The organism is Idiomarina sp. A28L (assembly GCF_000218785.1).
Lineage (GTDB): Bacteria > Pseudomonadota > Gammaproteobacteria > Enterobacterales > Alteromonadaceae > Aliidiomarina.
The window spans coordinates 101907-122975 of sequence record NZ_AFPO01000021.1 but is presented as its reverse complement, the minus strand read 5'-3'; the positions used below and the strand labels follow the sequence as shown (position 1 = coordinate 122975).

The 21069-nt window shown below is 47.2% G+C and carries 21 protein-coding genes; 18 read left to right on the top strand and 3 right to left on the bottom strand.

Annotated elements, in window-relative coordinates; genetic code table 11:
• Positions 1–7: 7 nt before the first annotated feature.
• From ccmE to A28LD_RS08395, 7 genes are all read left to right on the top strand, one after another.
• A complete protein-coding gene (ccmE, locus tag A28LD_RS08425) occupies positions 8–541 on the top strand; it encodes a cytochrome c maturation protein CcmE (RefSeq protein ID WP_007420655.1) in 534 nt (177 codons plus the stop codon).
• A complete protein-coding gene (locus A28LD_RS08420; protein WP_007420654.1) occupies positions 531–2513 on the top strand; it encodes a heme lyase CcmF/NrfE family subunit in 1983 nt (660 codons plus the stop codon). The genes ccmE and A28LD_RS08420 overlap by 11 nt, the downstream gene beginning before the upstream one ends.
• Positions 2510–3100, top strand: a complete 591-nt coding sequence (locus A28LD_RS08415) for a DsbE family thiol:disulfide interchange protein (protein WP_007420653.1) — start codon at positions 2510–2512, stop codon at positions 3098–3100. Before A28LD_RS08420 ends, A28LD_RS08415 begins: the two co-directional genes overlap by 4 nt.
• Positions 3097–3588, top strand: coding sequence for a cytochrome c-type biogenesis protein (locus A28LD_RS08410; protein ID WP_007420652.1), 492 nt, complete (start codon positions 3097–3099; stop codon positions 3586–3588). The genes A28LD_RS08415 and A28LD_RS08410 overlap by 4 nt, the downstream gene beginning before the upstream one ends.
• Positions 3588–4790 (top strand): c-type cytochrome biogenesis protein CcmI, encoded by a 1203-nt coding sequence (gene ccmI / locus A28LD_RS08405; protein WP_007420651.1) that lies wholly within the window; start codon positions 3588–3590, stop codon positions 4788–4790. The genes A28LD_RS08410 and ccmI overlap by 1 nt, the downstream gene beginning before the upstream one ends.
• Positions 4787–5638, top strand: coding sequence for an MlaA family lipoprotein (locus A28LD_RS08400; RefSeq protein WP_007420650.1), 852 nt, complete (start codon positions 4787–4789; stop codon positions 5636–5638). Before ccmI ends, A28LD_RS08400 begins: the two co-directional genes overlap by 4 nt.
• 64 nt (positions 5639–5702) lie before the next feature.
• On the top strand, positions 5703–6680 hold the full coding sequence (locus A28LD_RS08395) for a response regulator (RefSeq protein ID WP_007420649.1): 978 nt from the start codon (positions 5703–5705) through the stop codon (positions 6678–6680).
• A gap of 379 nt (positions 6681–7059) precedes the next feature.
• On the opposite strand, the gene galU is transcribed toward A28LD_RS08395, so the two are convergent.
• Positions 7060–7965 (bottom strand): UTP--glucose-1-phosphate uridylyltransferase GalU, encoded by a 906-nt coding sequence (galU, locus tag A28LD_RS08390; protein WP_007420648.1) that lies wholly within the window; start codon positions 7963–7965, stop codon positions 7060–7062.
• A gap of 164 nt (positions 7966–8129) precedes the next feature.
• Between galU and A28LD_RS08385 the strand changes: the two genes are divergently transcribed.
• The gene (locus tag A28LD_RS08385; protein ID WP_007420647.1) at positions 8130–8486 is read left to right on the top strand and encodes a DUF6170 family protein; all 357 of its coding nucleotides are present in this window, start codon (positions 8130–8132) and stop codon (positions 8484–8486) included.
• Positions 8487–8581: 95 nt separating this feature from the next.
• Here the strand turns inward: A28LD_RS08385 and cmoB are convergent, their stop codons facing one another.
• Positions 8582–9559, bottom strand: a complete 978-nt coding sequence (cmoB, locus tag A28LD_RS08380; protein WP_040487247.1) for a tRNA 5-methoxyuridine(34)/uridine 5-oxyacetic acid(34) synthase CmoB — start codon at positions 9557–9559, stop codon at positions 8582–8584.
• A gap of 5 nt (positions 9560–9564) precedes the next feature.
• Positions 9565–10326 carry a carboxy-S-adenosyl-L-methionine synthase CmoA gene (gene cmoA, locus A28LD_RS08375; protein WP_007420645.1) on the bottom strand — a complete coding sequence of 254 codons (762 nt, stop codon included), beginning with the start codon at positions 10324–10326 and terminating at the stop codon, positions 9565–9567.
• A 64-nt stretch (positions 10327–10390) separates the two neighbouring features.
• Here cmoA and A28LD_RS08370 point away from each other — a divergent pair, with 64 nt between their 5' ends.
• The 10 genes from A28LD_RS08370 to tolB all read left to right on the top strand — a co-directional run bounded on the left by A28LD_RS08370 (position 10391) and on the right by tolB (position 21028).
• Positions 10391–12292 (top strand): diguanylate cyclase domain-containing protein, encoded by a 1902-nt coding sequence (locus A28LD_RS08370; protein ID WP_007420644.1) that lies wholly within the window; start codon positions 10391–10393, stop codon positions 12290–12292.
• 113 nt (positions 12293–12405) lie between these two features.
• The gene (aspS, locus tag A28LD_RS08365; RefSeq protein WP_007420643.1) at positions 12406–14172 is read left to right on the top strand and encodes an aspartate--tRNA ligase; all 1767 of its coding nucleotides are present in this window, start codon (positions 12406–12408) and stop codon (positions 14170–14172) included.
• Positions 14173–14200: 28 nt separating this feature from the next.
• On the top strand, positions 14201–14704 hold the full coding sequence (gene ruvC, locus A28LD_RS08360) for a crossover junction endodeoxyribonuclease RuvC (RefSeq protein ID WP_007420642.1): 504 nt from the start codon (positions 14201–14203) through the stop codon (positions 14702–14704).
• 15 nt (positions 14705–14719) lie between these two features.
• Complete coding sequence (ruvA, locus tag A28LD_RS08355; protein ID WP_007420641.1) at positions 14720–15340, top strand: Holliday junction branch migration protein RuvA; 621 nt, start codon at positions 14720–14722, stop codon at positions 15338–15340.
• Between the two features lie 92 nt (positions 15341–15432).
• Positions 15433–16449 (top strand): Holliday junction branch migration DNA helicase RuvB, encoded by a 1017-nt coding sequence (gene ruvB, locus A28LD_RS08350; protein WP_007420640.1) that lies wholly within the window; start codon positions 15433–15435, stop codon positions 16447–16449.
• Between the two features lie 616 nt (positions 16450–17065).
• Positions 17066–17551 carry a tol-pal system-associated acyl-CoA thioesterase gene (gene ybgC, locus A28LD_RS08345; RefSeq protein WP_007420639.1) on the top strand — a complete coding sequence of 162 codons (486 nt, stop codon included), beginning with the start codon at positions 17066–17068 and terminating at the stop codon, positions 17549–17551.
• A complete protein-coding gene (gene tolQ, locus A28LD_RS08340) occupies positions 17541–18269 on the top strand; it encodes a protein TolQ (protein WP_007420638.1) in 729 nt (242 codons plus the stop codon). Before ybgC ends, tolQ begins: the two co-directional genes overlap by 11 nt.
• A gap of 2 nt (positions 18270–18271) precedes the next feature.
• The gene (gene tolR, locus A28LD_RS08335) at positions 18272–18700 is read left to right on the top strand and encodes a protein TolR (RefSeq protein ID WP_007420637.1); all 429 of its coding nucleotides are present in this window, start codon (positions 18272–18274) and stop codon (positions 18698–18700) included.
• A 4-nt stretch (positions 18701–18704) separates the two neighbouring features.
• Positions 18705–19664, top strand: coding sequence for a cell envelope integrity protein TolA (gene tolA / locus A28LD_RS08330; protein WP_007420636.1), 960 nt, complete (start codon positions 18705–18707; stop codon positions 19662–19664).
• An 11-nt stretch (positions 19665–19675) separates the two neighbouring features.
• Positions 19676–21028 (top strand): Tol-Pal system beta propeller repeat protein TolB, encoded by a 1353-nt coding sequence (gene tolB / locus A28LD_RS08325; protein WP_007420635.1) that lies wholly within the window; start codon positions 19676–19678, stop codon positions 21026–21028.
• The last annotated feature ends 41 nt before the right edge of the window (positions 21029–21069 follow it).

The following is a 21069-nucleotide window of genomic DNA, read 5'->3' as shown; positions in this document are numbered from 1 at the left end:
AGAAATAATGAATCCAAGACGTAAAAAGCGATTAATAATGACCAGCAGTATCCTGGTTGGCGCAGCATTCGCCACTGGGTTGGTACTCTATGCACTCTCGCAGAATATTGATTTATTTTATACGCCTACCGAGATTGTTCAGGGTAAAGGTTCAGAAGCGGTGAAACCAGAAGTAGGCCAGCGTTTACGCGTTGGTGGCTTGGTGGTTCCCGGGTCGGTTCGCCGTGAGGGCTCGGGCTTAACCGTAGCCTTTAATCTTATTGATGTAGGCCCTGCTGAAATCACTGTGGAATACGAAGGAATCTTGCCTGATTTATTTCGTGAGGGCCAAGGTATCGTGGCGCAGGGTATTTTAGTTGCGCCAAACCGCTTACAAGCCAGCGAAGTGTTGGCACGGCACGATGAGGAATATATGCCGCCAGGGCTTGCTGAAGCGCTGAAAGGTATTGAGCACGTGCCGCCCTCACAGCAGAACTACAACCAGAACTACAACAACGAAGAAGCCGCAGAAAAAGGCTCAGGCGGTGGTTATGATCGGTGAAGTAGGCCATTTTGCTCTCGCATTAGCATTCGCGTTTTCTGCACTACTCGCAGTTATCCCGCTCATAGGTGTTGCTCGTGGCCATGGTGGCCAAATGGCGATAGCCCGGCAACTTACCTATGGCATGTTTATTTTCACCTTAATTTCATTCATAGCCCTAGTGTGGGGCTTTTTGGCGAATGATTTTAGTATTGCCTATGTGGCTAATAACTCGAATACAGCGCTGCCTGCTATCTATCGCTTTACCGCGGTTTGGGGCTCTCACGAAGGTTCGTTTTTATTATGGATGCTTGTTCAGGCCTCTTGGGCTGCGGCGTTAGCGATATTCTCAAAACGTTTACCGCTGGTATTTGCGGCGCGTGTTTTAGCGGTGATGGGTATGATTGGAGTAGGCTTTTACCTCTTCATGTTGATCACTTCAAATCCGTTTGAACGCACAATTCCACTGATTCCGGTTGATGGTCGCGATTTGAACCCACTGCTACAAGATCCAGGCATGATTATTCACCCACCATTACTGTACATGGGCTATGTGGGAATGTCGGTGGCCTTTGCGTTTGCTATTGCAGCTTTGCTAGGCGGCCGCTTGGATTCGGCATGGGCACGTTGGTCGCGCCCATGGACAATAGCGGCTTGGGTATTTCTAACACTCGGCATCATGGTGGGCAGTTGGTGGGCCTATTATGAGCTTGGCTGGGGCGGTTGGTGGTTCTGGGATCCAGTAGAAAACGCTAGTTTCTTACCATGGCTTGCCGGCACGGCGTTAATGCATTCGTTGGCGGTTACTGAAAAACGTGGCACGTTTAAATCATGGACAGTGTTGCTGGCGATTTCAGCTTTCAGCTTGAGTTTACTCGGAACCTTTCTGGTGCGTTCTGGTGTATTGGTATCGGTGCATGCGTTTGCTTCAGATCCAACCCGCGGCATGTTCTTGTTGAGCTTCTTGGGTGTGGTCATTGCCGGCTCTTTACTACTGTATGCAATTCGTGCGGCAAAAGTAAAAAGCCACAGCCGTTACGATCTATTCTCCCGCGAAGTGTTGTTGTTAGGGAATAACCTGCTGCTCGTTACCGCTACTATGGTGGTGTTGGTAGGTACTTTGCTACCTCTTGTTCATCAACAGTTAGGCCTTGGTAACATTTCAATCGGTGAACCTTTCTTTGATGAAGTGTTTATGTGGCTTACCATCCCGTTCGCGATTTTGCTTGGCTTTGGCCCGCTAACGCGCTGGAAACGGCAGAAATTTGCAGAACTGCGCAATAGCTTATTACTAGCAATGGCATTGGCGATAGGCATTGGTTTCGCTTTGCCCTGGATTTTCGCCGATGTTGTAAGTGGTTTAGCTGTGCTTGGCCTCATTTTGGCGCTTTGGATTGTATTCACCACAGTGGCAGAATTACGCCTGCGAGTGGCCAGCCGCGAGCATAAATGGCCGGCCCTGGTGAAATTGGGCCGCAGCCATTGGGGTATGGTGCTTGGGCACCTAGGCTTTGCGGTAATGATTATCGGTATTGCAGTAGTGCAAAACTATGAAATTGAGCGCACTGTGCGCATGGGTGCGGGTGATACCGCAAACGTGGGTGGTTATGAATTCCATTTCCGCGATATGCAAGAGCGCCAAGGGCCTAACTTTATTAGTGATAGCGCTACTTTTGTTATTAGCCGAGAAAATGGTAATCACGTTGCCAATGTTGTAGCGGAGAAGCGTTTCTATACGGTAACGCGACAAATTCAAACGCAAACTGCATTGCAGGTGAACCCATTCCGCGATTTATACATCGCTTTGGGTGAGGAACTTGATGATGGCAGCTGGGCTGTGCGAATTCATGTGAAACCATTTGTTCGTTGGATATGGGCGGGCGCGATTTTGATGTCTATTGGTGGTGTGTTCTCACTTACTGACAAGCGTTATCGTTTGCGCCGAAGAGAAGAAAAGAAAGCCCGCAAGCAAGCGGCAGCGGAGGCATTATGAGTGTAAAAATACGCACCTTAGTGTTGCTTACACCGCTGGTGTTGTTTCTATTATTAGCGGTGTTCTTGTTTAAAGGGTTGTTTTCCGATCCAACAAAACTCGATTCCGCTTTAATAGGGCGTGAAGTGCCGAGCTTTGAGTTGCCAGATTTGTATCAGCCGGATGTTACCCACAATCAGAGTATTGTGGGTGGGCGGCCAATGCTGATAAATGTGTGGGCAACCTGGTGCCCAACTTGCTACGCCGAGCATACATTTTTAAACCAGCTTTTAGCCGAAGAAGATGTGTATATTATCGGTTTGAATTACAAAGATGATTCTCGTGGTGCTGCGGTACGTTGGTTGCAAGATCTCGGCGACCCGTATGCAATCAACTTATTCGATTTCACTGGGCTTTTGGCCTTAGATCTCGGTGTCTATGGTGCGCCAGAAACTTTTGTAGTTGATGCCCAGGGCGTTATTCGTTATCGCCATGTTGGTGATTTAAACGAACGGGTTTGGCGCACAGAAGTAGGGCCGGTTTATTATCGAGCTATGCAAGAATCGGGGTTAGAAATTCCAGAACATCGTATGGAGTTACTTGAATGAGCAGCCGATTATTAGCAACTTTATTAGCGTTGAGCATATTCAGCTTTATGTTGGCTAGCAGTGCTTCGGCGGAAAACGAATTCTACGAATTCGAAACAGCCGCACAAGAGCGCCAGTTCAATACGTTGGCAGGGGAGCTTCGCTGCCCAAAATGCCAGAACCAAACCATTGCTGATTCCGATGCACCCTTGGCGCAAGATATGCGCGAGCGAGTGTATCAAATGATCATGGAAGGTAAGAGCAACGCCGAAATCATTGATTTTATGAAAGTGCGGTATGGTGATTTTGTGCACTACCGTCCGCCTATTAATAAAACTACGCTTATTCTTTGGATTGCCCCCTTAGCGGTGATTATTATTGGCGCACTTGCTGTGTGGTTTAATGTACGCCATCAGCGCAATGCCTCGGCAGAACTTACGCCAGAAGAAGAAGCGCGCATGAATGTGATGTTTGCAAAATCAGATAGAGCAGAGGAGCGAGACAAATAATGTGGTATGTAATGATCGCCCTTTTACTAGTGCTGGCTATTTTAATGCTTTGGTTTGCGCGACGCCAAATCTGGGAAAGCTGGACACTAGAACAAGCGAATAAAGAAATTTATGAGAGCCGTTTGCTCGAATTAGAGGAAGATTTAGGCCAAGGCCTAATTTCTGAAAAAGAGCTCATATTAGCGAAGAAAGAGCTGAAGAAAGCCTTTGTAACCGATGTGCATGATCCCGATGCTGCGGTTTCGATTAAGCCAGTTGGGTTTATTGTACCCTCAGTGCTTATTGCCGTATTGGCCGTTGGTATTTACGTTTACGATGGCTCATGGATGCAGCAACAACGTTCCGACCAAGCACAGGAAATATTGCCGAAGCTTAGCGAATGGCTGTTAGGGGATATGGATGCAGCACCGCAAACGCGTGATGAAATGTGGACATATGCACTGGGCTTACGCCAGCGCTTGATGGATAACCCAGATGCAAATGCATGGAGCCTATATGGCCGTATGATGATGCAACTGGAACAACTTGAACAAGCGCTTGATGCATTTTCCAAATCATATGAAATGGACCCGAATAATTACAGCAATTTGATGTCGTACAGCCAAGCGCTGATTGTTTCCGGTACTGATCAAGAGTTGAATCGAGCGGCACGGTTTTTGGGTAATGTATTACAAGAAAACCCACAAAATCCTGAAGCGCTAGGTTTACTGGGTATTGTAAATTTCGAACGCGCTGATTTTGAACGAGCAGTACAGGCGTGGGAAATGGCATTAATGTTGATGGATGAAAGCGATCCGCGCTATGCATCGATTCAAAGCTCATTAGAGCAGGCGCGTGAACGTGCTGATGGTAGTGTAATGACATTAGTAGTAACTATTGATATCAGCGAAACCATGAGAAATGAATTGGCGCCGGTAAACAACGTGTTTTTGTTTGTGCGTGACCCGGATGGAGGCTCTGCACCAATAGCAGTAACCCGCCAGCGGGTAACTGATTTTCCAATAACCATCACGCTTACTGATGCAGATGCTATGCTTGATAATGTAAATTTATCATCTGCACCAAGTTGGTTAGTGCAGGCAAGGGTAACCACTGGCGATACAATGGATCGCCGCAGTGGTGATATGGAAGCTCGCCCAGTGTTAGTTGAGAGAGAATCTGGGCGGCAAATGCGGATTGTAATTACTGAGATGATACCGTGAAAGATGGATTCTTATACGTTGTAAAATTGAGTTTAGTTGCCGGTACAATTCTGTTTCTGGTGGGTTGCTCACAAACGCCAGATAGCAGTGCAACAACGCCAGCAAATGAAACGGCACCGGTACAAGAAGAGGAATTTGATTTTTCTGATCCGCGAGACCCGCTGGAAGATTTTAACCGGCCATCGTGGCAGTTAACCCGTGATGTGCTCGATCCATATATCATTTGGCCTGCAGCCTCGGCCTATGGAGTAGCACCAAAGCCACTGCGCCGCGGCTTGTATAACATGACTGAGAATATTACCGAGCCAGCCTCGATAGTAAATAACTTGCTACAACGTAAACCGAAAGCGGCTGCTATTAGTGCGGGACGTTTTGTAATGAATAGCACTTTTGGTGTTTTTGGGATTTTCGATGTAGCAACAAAAATGGGTGTTATGCAGGAAAAAGAGAGCTTTGGTGAAACCTTAGCGGTATACGGTGTGCCTGATGGCCCTTACATTATGTTGCCCGGCATTGGCCCTACCGTAATTATCGACCGCGGGGGAGATACCGTAGATGATCTCATTTGGGTTGCGCGGATATTTAGCTTACCGATGAGTATTGCCCAGCTTACGATTCGTGGGTTGGAGCACCGCCTAGAACTTCGTGAGCTGGAACCAATGCTGGAAAATAGCATCGATGAATATGCTTTTGTACGTGAGGCCTATTTTTCCTATTGGCTAGATAAGGTTTACGATGGCAACCCACCGCTTGATGGCCGTTACGATGATTTAGATGATTGGGAGAACGGTTGGGATGATGATTGGAGTGCAGAGCCGGAGCCCTCAGAAAGCGAAAGTATTGAGTAAAGGATTTGACGAATTGAGGATTGTGAACAATCCTCAAGGTTCGATGTAAGCTGGAGTAAAGCTCGTGAGTAGAAAAATACTCATCATTGAAGACGACCCTATTTATGCATCACTACTAACCAATTATCTTCTTGATCGGGGCTTCGACGTGTTCAATGCCACAACCGGAAAAGAAGCGATCGAAAGCTTAAGTAAAGTTAAGCCGAATGTTGTTTTGTGCGATTTAGAACTCCCCGATATTTCTGGATTAACCATTCTCGAAAATATTCTCAAATCGGTTGATGCGGTGCCGGTAATCGTTATTTCTGCTTCTGATGATTTACGTGATATTCGTGCTGCGGTGCGTTTAGGTGCTGTTGATTACCTAGTAAAGCCTGTTCAACAACTTGATGTACTTGAATACGCAATTGAAAATTGCCTTACTCGAAAAAACTTGGAAATTAGCTACGAGCAAGAGCGTTGGGAGCTGGATCATCACTTAGATGTTATCTTTAATGATCATTCTATGGTTTCACGTTTGGCTCAAGATTTGGCTCCTCACGAGCATTTGCGGGTGGGCCCGGTGCTGGTTGATCACGAGCTTGGCTTAAACGATTGCGAGAAAGTTTGGATCGATTATTATCGCTTACCGGATAACCAAATCATTATGCTGTTGGCACGAGCTCAGGCGATGACGGGGCAAGATGTTGTTGCGCTGCTCGTTCTGAAAACCTTATTTAACCCAATTCTCCGCAGTGGCCTCTCCGGTAATATGCAGCTGTTGCGTAACCCTAATTTATTGCTTTCGCGCTTGAACAACGAACTTTGCCATTCGCGCATTCGGGCGGCGTTCGATGTGGTTTGTGCTTCAATAAATCCCGAAACGAAGGAAATTCGTTGGAGCCAGGCTGGCGATAAAATTATGCTAAGCCACGAGGGCCACCCAGATCTCGCTATGGGCATCTGGGCCAAAGCCAGCTACCGCTGCCACACCACGGAACTAGATCGTTCCGGTTTCTACATCGCCTGCGATAACACCTGGCTGCGAGCCAGCCTAAACTGAGCGCTACCCCAGCTTCCGTTGGTGAGTGAGTGGCAATGAAGAACCGCTGCGAGCACATCCATGTGCGCTGTGTACCACGCCTTCCATGGCGTGGACACTTCTTCATTGCCACTCACTCACCAACTCGCGCCGTGATAGCGCTCAGTTAAGGCTGGCGCTTTTTTTAGTGGTTGAAACGACAGGTTGAAACGAGGCGTACTCGCTAGGGCTTGCGCACTAACCCTGCGCGAGCCGGTGCATATACGGCAATGGAGAGTTGTCCGCGCCATGGATGGCGCGGAACAAAGCGTCACATGGATGTGCTTGAGCGTCTCTCCGTTGCCGTATATGTACCGGCGGAAGTAGGGTTGCTGCGCAAGCCCCACGCCTCAGTGCCCAGCTATTTCAGGCTAGCTTGTAGCCAAGCGGAGAATTTCTCGCCGAGTTCTGGGTGGCGGCGGGCGTAGGTTACAAAGGTTTGTAGGTAGCCTAGTTTGTTGCCGCAATCGTGGCTTTGGCCTTGCATGTAGTAGGCGTCAACGGGTTCTTTCTCTAGCAGCATGGCAATGGCATCGGTAAGCTGAATTTCATTGCCCGCACCCACTGGGGTTCTTTCGAGTAATGGCCACAGGTTTTGGGAAAATACATAGCGGCCAACCACTGCTAAATCGGAAGGAGCATCACTTACCGGCGGCTTTTCTACCAGAGCTTTGATTGGCGCATGTTCACGCGGCGCTAAATCTACGCCGCCAATATCGGCAACACCATATTGATCAACCAAAGCTTTCGGTACTTTCTCCACCATTACTTGGCTGGTGCCAGTAGCGGCGAAGTTAGCAATCATTTCAGCCATGTTTTCGGTTTTACCGTTGTAAGTGGCTTCATCCATGATTACATCAGGAAGCACCACGGCAAAAGGCGAATTGCCAATCAACGATTTGGCACAAAGAACCGCGTGGCCTAAGCCTTTTGCTGCACCTTGGCGCACATGCATAATGGTTACGCCTTTCGGGCAAATAGCTTGTACTTCATCCAGCAACTGGCGCTTTACGCGTTTTTCGAGAATAGATTCGAGCTCAAAACTGGTATCAAAGTGATTCTCAATCGAGTTTTTGCTGGAATGGGTTACTAGAATAATTTCCGTGAGGCCAGCGGCCGCACATTCGTTCACAATGTATTGAATTAGCGGTTTATCTACTAAGGGCAGCATTTCCTTTGGAATGGCTTTCGTTGCTGGCAGCATCCGTGTGCCCAGGCCCGCAACAGGAATGATTACTTTGGTAACGGGTTGTCCTGATGTTGTCATGTGAAATCCTTGATTTAGTTTTTTAACAGTTTTTGCGCCTGCACCATGGGTATTAAAAAAGCGCTGAAGGAAGCATATGTTGCAAGTGTACAATAGGTTGCTAGCAAACAGAAAGTGTATGCTGTGTTACAATGTTGTGAAGCAAACAATTAAGGGTTAAAGATATGATTTACTTCTCTCCTCGGAATATTCCAGCATTGCGCTCGTATTCGGCTTTGGAACGTATTCATATTGTTTCGAATGCGGCGAAGTTAATGCCTTTTGGCCGCAAAGCGGTGGCTAATGTTTTAAAAGTTATTTTGTTAGTAGCGCTATTTTGGGCCCTGCTATACGTGCAAGGCATTGCGTTAAAGATTGTGGCGTTATTGGCTGTGGGCTTACTTTATCCATTGGTTTTACAACCCATAACTACCTCGCTGGCGGTGCCTTATGTGCCAGAAGCTGTGCGGGAATTTGAGCGCGGTAAAGCATATTCAAAAAATGAACCCGGAGATGATGTTGAGGAAGATGAAAGCTCGTAAAAGCTCATTACTTCCTCAAGTAAACATCCCCGTAAAAATAAAGGCAGCTTTGCGCTGCCTTTATTTTTATCGTTTTTTCGAGCCTAACCCTATCCTTAACCACGGGTGGCAATAATTACCGCACGCTTCGGTGCAGGATAGCCCTCAACGGTTTTGCTTCGATCACTGGCATCAAGAAAATCAGCCAACGATTGGTTTTCCATCCATTCTGTTGCTCGTTGTTCTTCTAAGCTAGTTACGCATTCATCTACTACGCGCACATTCTTCATGCCTAAGCGCTCAAGCCAATGCACCAAAGCCGCCGATGAAGGAATAAACCATACATTGGGCATTTGTGCATAGCGTTCACCGGGTACAAGTACGGTGTTCACATCGCCATCAACCACTAATGTTTCTAGCACTAGCTCGCCTCCTGGCCGCAGCTGATCAATACATTGCTGCAAGAAATCGATTGGCGAACGGCGGTGATAGAGCACGCCCATACTAAATACGGTATCGAAGGCGGCAAGTTTCGGCATTTGCTCAATACCTAGAGGTAGCAATTCAATATTGTTGGCGAGTTTCTCGGGAACAAAACGGCGAATAGCACGAAATTGGCTAACAAATAACTGGCCGGGATCGATTCCCACTGCTAGTTTTGCTCCGGCTCCAAGCATGCGCCACAAGTGGTAGCCGCTGCCGCAACCAATATCAAGAACATTGCGGCCTTGTAAATCGGCAAGGTGGGGTGCTACTCGATCCCATTTCCAATCTGAACGCCACTCGGTATTAATGTTCAGGCCGAATAAATCAAAAGGGCCTTTCCGCCAAGGCATTAATTGCTTCAACAAGCCGTTCATGCGTGCACGATCGTTATCACTGGCTTCGATTTCCGCACCGATACGAACGGCATTTTCAATATCAATATCAGTGGCGGTGAGTTCTGGTAGCAAGGCGATAGTGCGTTGCCACTTTTTAAAATCACCGTGCTGGCTTTGTTGTTCCCAATCACGCATTGTTGCCGGCAATGTTTCCAGCCAATGGGCCAAATTGGTTTGCGTTAAACGCGCATAAAAGCTGTTGTAATCACTCATAGCCATTAGCCTTCAGCCTTACTATCTTTGATGGCAATCCATGAAGTGAAATTGAAGCAGCGGAACCATTCCTGCACGGTGCTGAAACCGGCATCGGTTAAGCGTTGAATGTGTTCTTCAGGCGTATTTAGGCGCATTACGTTTTCTAGTGCAGCACGCTTTTGGCTGATTTCTAGATCGCTGTAGCCATTATTGCGTTTGAACTCGTGATATAAATCGATTAACAGGTTATCCGCCACGGTATCCTGGTGTTTTACTTTCTCGGAAATAACCAACAACCCACCAGGCAACAATTGATCAAATATTTTTTGGATAATTTCATTTCGCTGTTCCGGCGGCACGAATTGCAGTGTAAAATTCAAAACAACCATGCTGCAGGGTTGCATCGATAATGTGGCGATATCGGCACATTGCACCTGCACTGGAATATCTCCACGATAGGCGTTTACGTAGTTTTGGCAACGCTCCACCATAGCTTCAGAATTATCTACAGCAAAAATTTCCACACCTTCGGTGCGGCAATGTTGCTTGATAGATAAACTGGCAGCGCCTAGCGAGCAGCCTAAATCATAAACTACGCTATTCGGTTTAACATATCGTGTGGCAAGGCGGCCGATGGTATCAATAATAGTAGCGTACCCAGGAATCGAGCGGCTTATCATATCTGGGAACACATCCGCTACTTTCGTATCAAAGGCAAAATCACTAACTTTATTCAGTGGTTGCGCGTAAACAGAATCACGCTGTGATGATTGATTTGGTTTCATTTACGTATTCTTACATTAATTGTGTGCCTAACAGGCTACACTAGAGATATAGAAGTAACTGAGAATGAATAAATTGTACCTGAAACTAAAGTTTGCAACCATAGCCATGGTGTTTGCCCTAATTGTAGTGGGCATCAACGTGTTCGGTGCGGTTTCTAACGTGAGTGCGCAAACCACTATTAATGAACCAATTCAGAAAATTATCCAAAACACTTCCCCCATTTCAGTGCCTACTGATACCTATACTGTTTTTGAACAATTGTGCTTAGCCGATCATATTGAATATTCCGAAGATGCCTTAATGGGATACGTTATCGGAGTGCCCGATAATACAACCCGATTCCGTTTACTACGTGCTTATCCGGAATTAACGTTCCGTGTTTTTAATGCCGAACAAGGCTTAATTGGCAGGCCGCTGGCAGATGTGATAGCGGCAGATGCGCTTTATGTTTGGTGGTGCAGTGCGGAACAAGCTGCGCAACATGTGAGCCAAGGCAGACGAGTATTGCAGCTTTCACGGCCAATCGTTAGTTCAATTAGCCTCAGTAATGAAGTGTTGAGTGATTACTTTTATTCAAATGCCGAGCTTATTTCTCTGCGGCCGGAAGAAATCGAACGATTGGCGGCTGTAGGCACTATACAAATTGGTTTACCCGATGATTCTTCACCCATCATTTCAAGAGATAACAATGGGAATCCGATAGGCCTAGATCACGATTTTATTACGCTAATTGCGCAGCGCCTTAATTTGAGGGTTGCGTGGGTAAACTGTGGTGGTTGGCAAGAATGTGTGCAGGCCTTAGAAGCTAGAGATATCGATGCACTTACTTTCATGACACCCACACCAAGCCGATTATTATTCAGTCAGTTTACTGTGCCTTATTGGCAAGTTGATTGGGCGCTGATGAGCTTAGAAAATAGGCCGATTCGGTTGGATGATTTTTCGACAGAGAAACAGTTAACGATCGCTGTTTTGGCCAGTTACAGTATATTAGAAACGGCAGATGCAGCGGAGAACGTTACCGTGCTAGCGGTGAATTCACCGGAAGAGGGATTAAATGCCGTTTTAGAAGGCCGCGCCGATGCATATTTAGATAGCTTACCGTTGCTAATGAACCGCATTCGGGAATTAAACCTGACAGGTGCCGTAGTGCATATCGCCCGTGATTTGCAGGGTGATCAGGTGAGCATTGGTGTACGTTCTGATTGGGCGGCTATTGTGCCTTTACTCGATCGTTCAATACTTGCCATTACCGATGATGAAACAAGAAGAATTGAAGAAAATTGGTTCGATCCTGAACTCCTGCGTGAAGGCTTGAATCGCGAGGTTGTTAAGCGTTGGGCAGTGATTATGGCGATAGCTGTATTATTGGTTTTATCGGTAATATTAGCTTGGATGTCACACCTACGCCGAGAGATTCAACGGCGGAAAATTCGTGAAGCTGAAATTCGCTACAAGGCTTATCATGATGAGCTTACTGGGCTTCCTAACCGCATGCATGTTATTGAAAAAGCGCAAAAAACATTAATTACTCACGCGCAGAACAAACGAAAATGTGCGCTTCTATTTATCGATCTTGATGGCTTTAAAGCGATCAACGATAACGAAGGCCATGATGCCGGTGATGAATTGTTAGTTGCGGTTTCACAACGTTTGCAAAGGGTAATAAGAAAAACCGATACAGTAGCGCGTTATGGCGGCGATGAATTCGTTATTTTAGTTACCAGCCTTACTTCGGTAAAACAAGCGCTAAATATTGCCGAGAAAGTATTGAGCCGAGTTTCTATGCCTTATCGCTTGGCTACTGGTGAAGCTAAAATTGGTGCCAGTATCGGGGTGGCTATCTTCCCTGATCATGGCCATGAATATGATGAACTCCTCAGTGCCGCCGATGATGCCATGTACGCGGTAAAAGAATCTGGAAAAAATGGTGTTGTGCTAGCTGAAGTAAGATCAGCCGATTAAGTACAAGCTAATCAATAACGGCGGGTGACTTTACCCGCCGCTCTCCTTTATACTTACCCATTAATTAAGCAATGCCCCAAACGCAAATTCTTGAATAACGGAAGTGGATAAACATGCGCAGTCATTATTGTGAGCAGGTAAACGAACAAGAGCTTGGAAACCAAGTAACCGTAGCCGGTTGGATTCATAAACGGCGTGATCTCGGCGGGCTAATTTTCGCTGATGTACGCGATCGCACTGGTTTACTGCAAGTGGTGTTCGATCCTGATTTACAGGAAATGTTTGCCGAAGCGAATAAGTTGCGCCAAGAGTTTTGCGTGCAAATTAAAGGCGAAGTGCGGGCGCGTCCTGAAGGGCAAATTAACGAGCGCATGGCTACCGGTAAAGTAGAAATGCTAGCCAAAGAAATTACTATTTTGAACCGTTCCGCACCCTTGCCAATCGATTACAACCAGCAGGTTAGTGAAGAACAACGTTTGCGCTACCGGTATCTTGATTTACGCCGGCCAGAAATGAATGAAAAAATCCAGTTTCGTGCTCGGGTAGCAAGCGCGGTTCGCCGTTACATGGATAGCCGAGGTTTCCTTGATATCGAAACGCCTATGCTCACTCGCGCAACCCCTGAAGGCGCGCGCGATTACTTAGTGCCAAGCCGCACGCACAAAGGCAAATTTTTTGCGTTGCCACAATCGCCACAGTTGTTTAAGCAGTTGTTGATGATGTCGGGCTTCGATCGTTATTACCAAATCGTGAAGTGCTTCCGTGATGAAGATTTGCGTGCCGATCGGCAACCTGAGTTTACCCAAATTGATATTGAAACCACGTTCATGTCGGCAAACGATGTGCGTGCGCTTACTGAAGATATGGTGCGCAATTTGTTTCAAGAGATGTTGGATGTTGATTTAGGTGATTTCCCAATCATGCCGTATAGCGAAGCCATGAGCCGGTATGGTAGCGATAAACCCGATTTGCGTAACCCGCTAGAATTAGTTGATATCGCTGATTTAGTAAAAGATATTGAATTTAAGGTGTTCTCGGGCCCAGCCAACGATAGCAAAGGCCGAGTAGCCGCTATTAAAGTGCCCGGTGGCGCGAGCTTGAGCCGTAAACAAATCGATGAATACACCAATTTTGTCGGCATTTATGGCGCGAAAGGCCTAGCGTGGATGAAAGTGAACGAGCGAGCGAAGGGTATGGAAGGCCTGCAATCGCCGGTATTAAAATTCTTTCCAGAAAACGTGGTTAATGAGCTTTTAGCACGGGTTGATGCCGCTGATGGCGATATTTTACTGTTCGGCGCGGATTCGAAAAATGTAGTAACTGAAGCCTTAGGTGCACTGCGCTTGAAGCTTGGCCAAGATTTCGATTTAGTAGAAGATAGCTGGAAACCATTATGGGTAGTTGATTTCCCAATGTTCGAAGAAACCGAAGAAGGTTTCTTTGCATTACATCACCCATTCACTGCGCCTATTGGTGTAACCGCTGAAGAACTGAAAGCGAACCCAGCTACAGCCCTTTCAAATGCCTACGATATGGTCCTTAACGGCTGTGAAGTGGGTGGGGGTTCTGTGCGTATTCACGATAACGCCATGCAGCAAGCAGTATTCGGCATTTTAGGTATCGATGAAGCGGAAGCTCAAGAAAAATTTGGCTTCCTACTCGAAGCTTTAAAATACGGAGCGCCACCGCACGCAGGTTTAGCATTCGGCCTTGATCGCTTAGTAATGCTCATGGTGGGCGCAAGCTCAATTCGTGATGTTATTGCCTTCCCGAAAACTACTACCGCGCAGTGCCCGTTAACCGATGCGCCGGGGTATGCAAACCCATCAGCGCTTGCTGAACTTGGTGTAGCGGTTATTGAAAAAGGTAGTGAAGGCTAATTGAAGAGCAGCGGCACGGGAGGTATCAATGACACGCATTGTGCTGGGAATTGATCCTGGGTCGCGTATTACTGGCTATGGTGTGGTGCAATTGCATGCCGGCAAGCTTACTTATTTAGGCAGTGGTTGCATCAAATTGGCACGAGCGGGTGGTTCAACCGATATCCCATTGGCGAGCCGCCTGAAAATGATTCACGATGGCGTACAAGAATTGGTAAAGCAGTTTGAGCCCACTGAGTTTGCCATTGAGCAAGTATTTATGGCGCGCAACCCTGATTCTGCTCTTAAACTTGGCCAAGCTCGGGGTGCCGCCATAGTAGCGGCGGCTATCGCAGAATTGCCAGTGCACGAGTATGCAGCACGAGCGATAAAGCAAGCAGTGGTGGGCACCGGCGGTGCCGCGAAAGAGCAAGTGCAGCACATGGTAAAGCACATATTAAAGCTACCGCGCATGCCACAGGCCGATGCTGCCGATGCGCTGGCCGTAGCCATTTGCCACCTAAATACAAATCTTCTTTTAACCAAGCGTTAAGCTAAAGGCAATGTCATGATCGGACGATTACAAGGCACACTAATAGCAAAACAAGCCCCAGAGCTGGTGATTGATGTTCATGGCGTTGGCTATGAAGTACAAATGCCCATGACGTGTTTTTACGAACTTCCTGAAATTGGCCAACCGGCTACCTTATGGGTGCATTTCGTGGTGCGCGAAGATGCGCAGTTACTCTTTGGTTTTAACACCCTTGATGAACGCGCGTTATTTCGTCTATTAATAAAAGCGCAGGGTGTTGGGCCCAAAATGGCACTTGGAATTATGTCGGGCATGAGCGCGCCGCAATTCGTGCAAAGTGTGCGCACTGGCGATTTAACAACCTTGGTAAAAATTCCTGGCGTAGGTAAAAAAACCGCGGAACGTTTGCTGGTAGAAATGCGTGATCGATTAAAAGATTTCCGCGGTGCGGAAATGGATACCGGCTTGCCTGGTGCAGCCGCAGTAACGCCATTGAATTATACTGATATGCCGCCCTCGGCACGCGATGAAGCATTAAGCGCGTTATTGGCGCTCGGTTACAAAGAAAACCAAGCACAACCGATTTTGAAAAAAGTATCTGTAGAAGGTATGAGCTCAGAAGAGTTGATTCGTGCCGCACTAAAAGCAATGATGTAGCCTGAACCATTGAAAATAATGATGCACGTTTGCTATCAGCGCGGCATGAAGCAGTACCCTAAATAACTAAAATATTATGCATGGTGTGAATAATGATTGAAGCAGATTCGATGATGCCAGAACGTCCGGTGCAACCAAAAGCAACCGGTGATGATGAAATCATTGATCGCGCCATACGGCCGAAACGGTTAGCCGATTATACCGGCCAGAAACATGTTGTAGAGCAACTCAGTATCTACATCGAAGCGGCGCGAGGCCGCAGCGATGCCCTTGATCACGTGCTTATTTTTGGGCCACCCGGCCTAGGTAAAACTACACTTGCGAATATTATTGCCAACGAAATGGGCGTGGGAATTAAAACCACCTCTGGCCCAGTATTGGAAAAAGCCGGCGATTTAGCCGCGCTACTCACTAATTTAGAACCCCACGATGTATTGTTTATTGATGAAATTCATCGATTAAGCCCAGTAGTAGAAGAGGTGCTTTACCCAGCTCTGGAAGATTATCAGCTTGATATTATGATCGGCGAAGGCCCGGCTGCTCGCTCGATTAAACTCGATTTGCCACCGTTTACGTTGGTTGGTGCTACCACTCGTGCCGGCGCGCTTACTTCGCCTCTGCGCGATCGCTTCGGCATTGTGCAGCGCCTCGAGTTCTATTCAATTCCTGAACTTACCTCCATTGTGCAGCGCTCAGCAGGCTTCTTAGAAATGGATTTAGTGCTTGATGCTGCCAAAGAAGTAGCAATGCGTTCGCGTGGAACACCGCGTATCGCAAATCGATTGTTACGCCGTGTGCGCGATTATGCACAAGTAAAATCGAGTGGGCCGATTACTGCAGAAGTAGCTTCGGCAGCGCTTGATATGATTGATGTGGATAAAGCAGGCTTTGATTACATGGATCGTAAGCTACTGAAAGCGATTATTGAGAAATTCATGGGCGGCCCCGTTGGTTTAGAAAACTTAGCGGCGGCTATCGGTGAAGAAAAAGATACCATTGAAGATGTGCTGGAGCCTTATTTGATACAGCAAGGATATGTTCAACGCACACCACGTGGCCGAATTGCAACGAACCATGCTTACGCCCATTTTGGTTTCAGTAAACCTTAGTTGTTGATTGGCGTTTAATTACACCTTATCTTGCTCGATCTCGGCTACTCGACTACGAAGCAAAAAAAAGCCCGCTCTAAAAAGAGCGGGCAAAGGTTGTAACAACAACAAGGAGGAAATCTTACATCAGGGAACTATTTACAACAGGAACTACTTACAACAGGAACTACATTTAAAACTATTTCGTAAGCTTTCGCTTACTAGTAAGGTACGCGACAATCGAACCTTAAATTTGTTGTCCAAGGCCGTGCCTTGAACTTGGGGCGTATTATAAGGCTTATCCGACCAGTATCAAACGAGAAAAATTACCGGTTCGCATTAATATTTTTAATGTGTTAAAGGTTTGTAATGGTTGTTTTTGCAGCAACAAATTCGCAACAAATAGTAATAATCCATTTAAATCATAAAGATAGATAACGCGGCTGTTTTTTGAGCGATAAGAAAAACTCTTGTGAACTTAATAGCTGCCGAACTGCTGATTAGCGAGCCATTGCCGTTGGGCGTTTAAAACTAACTAGAAAAGAATATTTAAATTTATTTTACCTTAATTGTACCCTGCTTAATTTCCGTTAATGAGTGAGGTATAGTACCTTGCAGCATCGCTGAGCAATAAAACATGCTGAAGAAAGCGCTGGAAAACGCGGTAGCTAAGATTATAAAAAGGGCTGTAATGGCGGAAACAAACGAGATAGCGGATACACAGGCATTTTCTTGGCCAGTTCGGGTGTACTACGAAGATACTGATGCAGGTGGCATTGTCTATTATGCCAATTACCTGAAGTTTTGTGAGCGAGCACGCACTGAATGGTTGCGATCATTAGGAATTGATCAAGATGTTTGGTTGGATCTACAAATTGGTTTTGTAGTTCGCCACGTAACACTTGATTTACGTGCGCCGGCTCGCTTTAATGATGCCCTATTGGTAACCGTTGAGCCCCAGCGTATACGCAAAGCATCGCTTGAATGCGTACAGCAAATTTTTAATCAGCAAGGCGAATTATTGTGTGTTGCCGAAGTCAAAGCAGCATGCGTGAATTTAAGTACTATGAAACCGGTAGCAATTCCCGGTCCAATATTAGAGGTAATCCGGCGTGGAAGCTGATATGTCCTTCATTGGCTTGTTTTTAGAAGCCAGCTTAGTTGTAAAAGCAGTAATGATTTTATTGGTTTTGATGTCTATTCTTTCGTGGGCACTCATTATTCAACGCCGAAAAATATTAAATGGCGCTCAACAAAACGCGTTGGAATTCGAAGAACGCTTTTGGTCCGGTGTCGATCTAGCCAAGCTCTACAAAGAAGTAACTGCTCGTGGGGGCAAGGCTGCTGGCACTGAACATTTATTCCAATCGGGCTTTCGTGAATTTGCACGATTACGGCAAGTGCGTAGCATGGATGCGGTAAGCGTTATGTCTGGCACCCAGCGGGCCATGCGCGTGGCTCATAGCCGTGAAGTAGATAGCCTCGAAAAAAATCTTTCTGTGTTGGCCACTATAGGTTCCATAAGCCCTTACATTGGTTTATTCGGCACCGTTTGGGGCATCATGAATTCATTTATTGCACTCGGTAGCGTGCAGCAAGCTACGTTGCAAATGGTTGCACCGGGTATTGCCGAAGCACTTATTGCTACGGCAATGGGCCTCTTTGCCGCCATACCTGCAGTAATTGCCTACAATAAATTTTCCACGCAAGTAGCGGCTATTGATGGTAGCTACATTAACTTTGCCGAAGAATTTACCGGTATCCTTCAGCGCCAAGCGGCTACCGCCCCGGGCCAAACTGCAGGCCGTGAGCAGGGTGCAACGCGGGAACAGGAGGCGTAATAATGGAAGCCTTCATTCCGCGCAAACGGCGTAAGCCGGTATCGGAAATCAACGTAGTGCCCTATATTGATGTAATGTTGGTGTTGCTCATTATCTTCATGGTTACCGCGCCCTTGATTACCCAAGGCGTAGAAGTTGATTTACCGCAAGCGCAATCGGAAGCGATTAGCGATGATACACGGCCGCCAATTGTGGCCTCTGTGGATCGCGATGGTAACTACTTTTTGAACGTAGGTGGGAATGCTGAAGAGGCAATGTCGGCGGTTGATTTAGCTACTATAGTAGCGGCACATTTGCAGCTTGATCCAGAAACACCGGTAGTGGTGCGCGGCGATGGTGCCGTGCCATATAATCAAGTTATTCAGTTAATGGTGTTATTGCAACGTGCAGGGGCTACTCAGGTAGGCCTCATGACACGTCCGCCGGAGTAATGGAATGGCCAAGGCAACAGGGAAAACACTAGGAAAGCGCTTTAGTAACGGAATCAACAAAGATTTGCCATGGCGGCCGATTGGCTTTTCGGTGTTGCTACATTTTGTTTTAGGCACCGCTATTGTGGTGAGCATGGATTATACACCCACGTTGCCTGAAGTGCGTGAGCAACCAACATTGGAAAGCTCAGCTGATGATTCGCAAGCGGCACCACCGCAAGAAATTGTGAATGCTGTAGCGGTCGATCAAGCGCAGCTAGAAGCGCAAGTGCAGCGTATTCAGGATCAACGAGCTGCCGCACAGCGTGCGGAAGAACAGCGCATTGCAGATTTAGAACGCCGCGCTCGTGAAGCCGAGCAACAACGGCAACGCGAAGAGCAGCGAGCCCGGCAAGTAGCCGCGGAGCGCGAGCAAGCTGCGGAACAAACACGGCGAGCTCGGGAGCAAGCACAACAAGCTGAACGTGAACGCGCCGAAGCCGAGCAACAGCGGCAACAAGCGGCTGAACGCTTACGCCAGCAGCAAGAAGCGGAGCAGCGCGCAGCCGCAGAGCGGCAACGGCTAGAAGAAGAACGCCGAGCGCAAGAACAAGCAGCACGAGAACGAGCTGAGCGCGAACGGCAGTTGCAAGAACGCTTAGAGCGGGAGCAAGCAGAGCGGAACAGAGCACGGCAACAACGGGTGCTTACCGAGGTAGAGCGTTACCAAGCCCTGATTCGCAGTGCCGTGCAACGCAACTGGATAGTAGATTCAAGCATGCGGGGGCAATCGTGTGTATTAACCATTAGCCTTGCCCGCGATGGCTTTGTAACCAACGTACAAGTAGGAGAAGGTGATAGAGCGGTATGTGAATCAGCTCGCGCCGCGGTTCTGCGGGCAGGGAATTTGCCTGTATCAGATGATGCTGATGTTTATGAGCAGTTAAGAAATTTCCGATTGCGGGTAGAACCGCAATTTAATTAAGTGGAGAGCCGATGAAACGCGTATTGATTGGAATTTTAGTAATTTGGGCATCGATAAGCGCCGCATATGCGCAAAGTACCCTCGAAATCGTGATTACCGAAGGCCAGGATAGCGCTCGGCCAGTGGCTATCGTGCCATTTCAATGGCTCGGTGAAGGCGAAGCACCTTACAATTTTGCTGAAATTGTAATCGCTGATTTACGCCGTAGCGGCCGCTTTAACCCAATTGATACCGCGCAAATGCCGGGGCAGCCGGGTAAAGATTTGGATGTTGGCGATTATGCAGCATGGGGCCGTTTAGGCGTAGAAGCTATGCTTGTAGGCGAAGTGAGCCCGCTCTCTGGTAATCGCTTTCAAGTAACTTACGAGCTTATTGATCCGCTTCGCGGGCAAATAACCGGCGGTACAGCGCAAGCTTTGGTTGATGGTGCGTTAATCAATAGCAACGATCATGTTATTGATGGCCGTAGCTCGGTTGTGAGCCCAAGTCAGTTCCGCCAATATTCGCATCGTATTTCTGATGTTGTTTACGAAGCATTAACGGGCGAGAGAGGGGCATTTTTAACCAGAATCGCCTATATTTACGTAGATTTCGATGAAGAAAACCCTTATCACTTAATGGTAAGTGATTACGATGGTTACAACGAACGAGTATTGTTGCGTTCACCAGAACCCTTGATGTCGCCGAGTTGGTCGCCAGAAGGAAACCGGTTAGCCTATGTAAGCTTTGAAAATGGCCGCCCTGAAATTTTTATTCAAGATATTTATACCACTGAGCGGGTAAAACTTACCTCATTTCGAGGTATCAATGGCTCACCTTCGTGGTCACCCGATGGTACTAAGATGGCCATGGTGTTATCGAAAGATGGCGCACCAGATATATACGTGATGGATATCGCCAGCCGCCGGGTTGAGCAGATAACCGATCATTGGCGTATTGATACGGAACCGTATTGGACACCAGATGGTAAATCACTTACGTTTACTTCAGAACGGGGTGGCCGGGCTCAGATTTATCGAGTTGATTTAGATTCAAAACGCATTCGCCGCGTTACCTTTGATGGTGAAGCCAACTTAGGTGGCGTGGTAACTCCCGATGGTAAGGGAATGGTGGTAGTAAACCGAAACAATGGGCAGTTTCACATTGGTCGGCAAGAATACCCCAGCGGGAATTTTCAAGTGCTCACTGAAACGAGCTTGGATGAATCGCCAAGTGTGGCACCGAACGGCAGTATGATTATTTACAGTACCACCTACAACGGTAAGCAAGTGTTGGCGTTGGTATCGATGGATGGGCGTTTCCGAGCTCGCTTACCTTCCCGTGATGGCGAAGTTAAAGCTCCGGCTTGGTCACCGTTTCTCTAAACTGAAAAACGTGATATTTTTAAACTAATGGTTCACTTTCA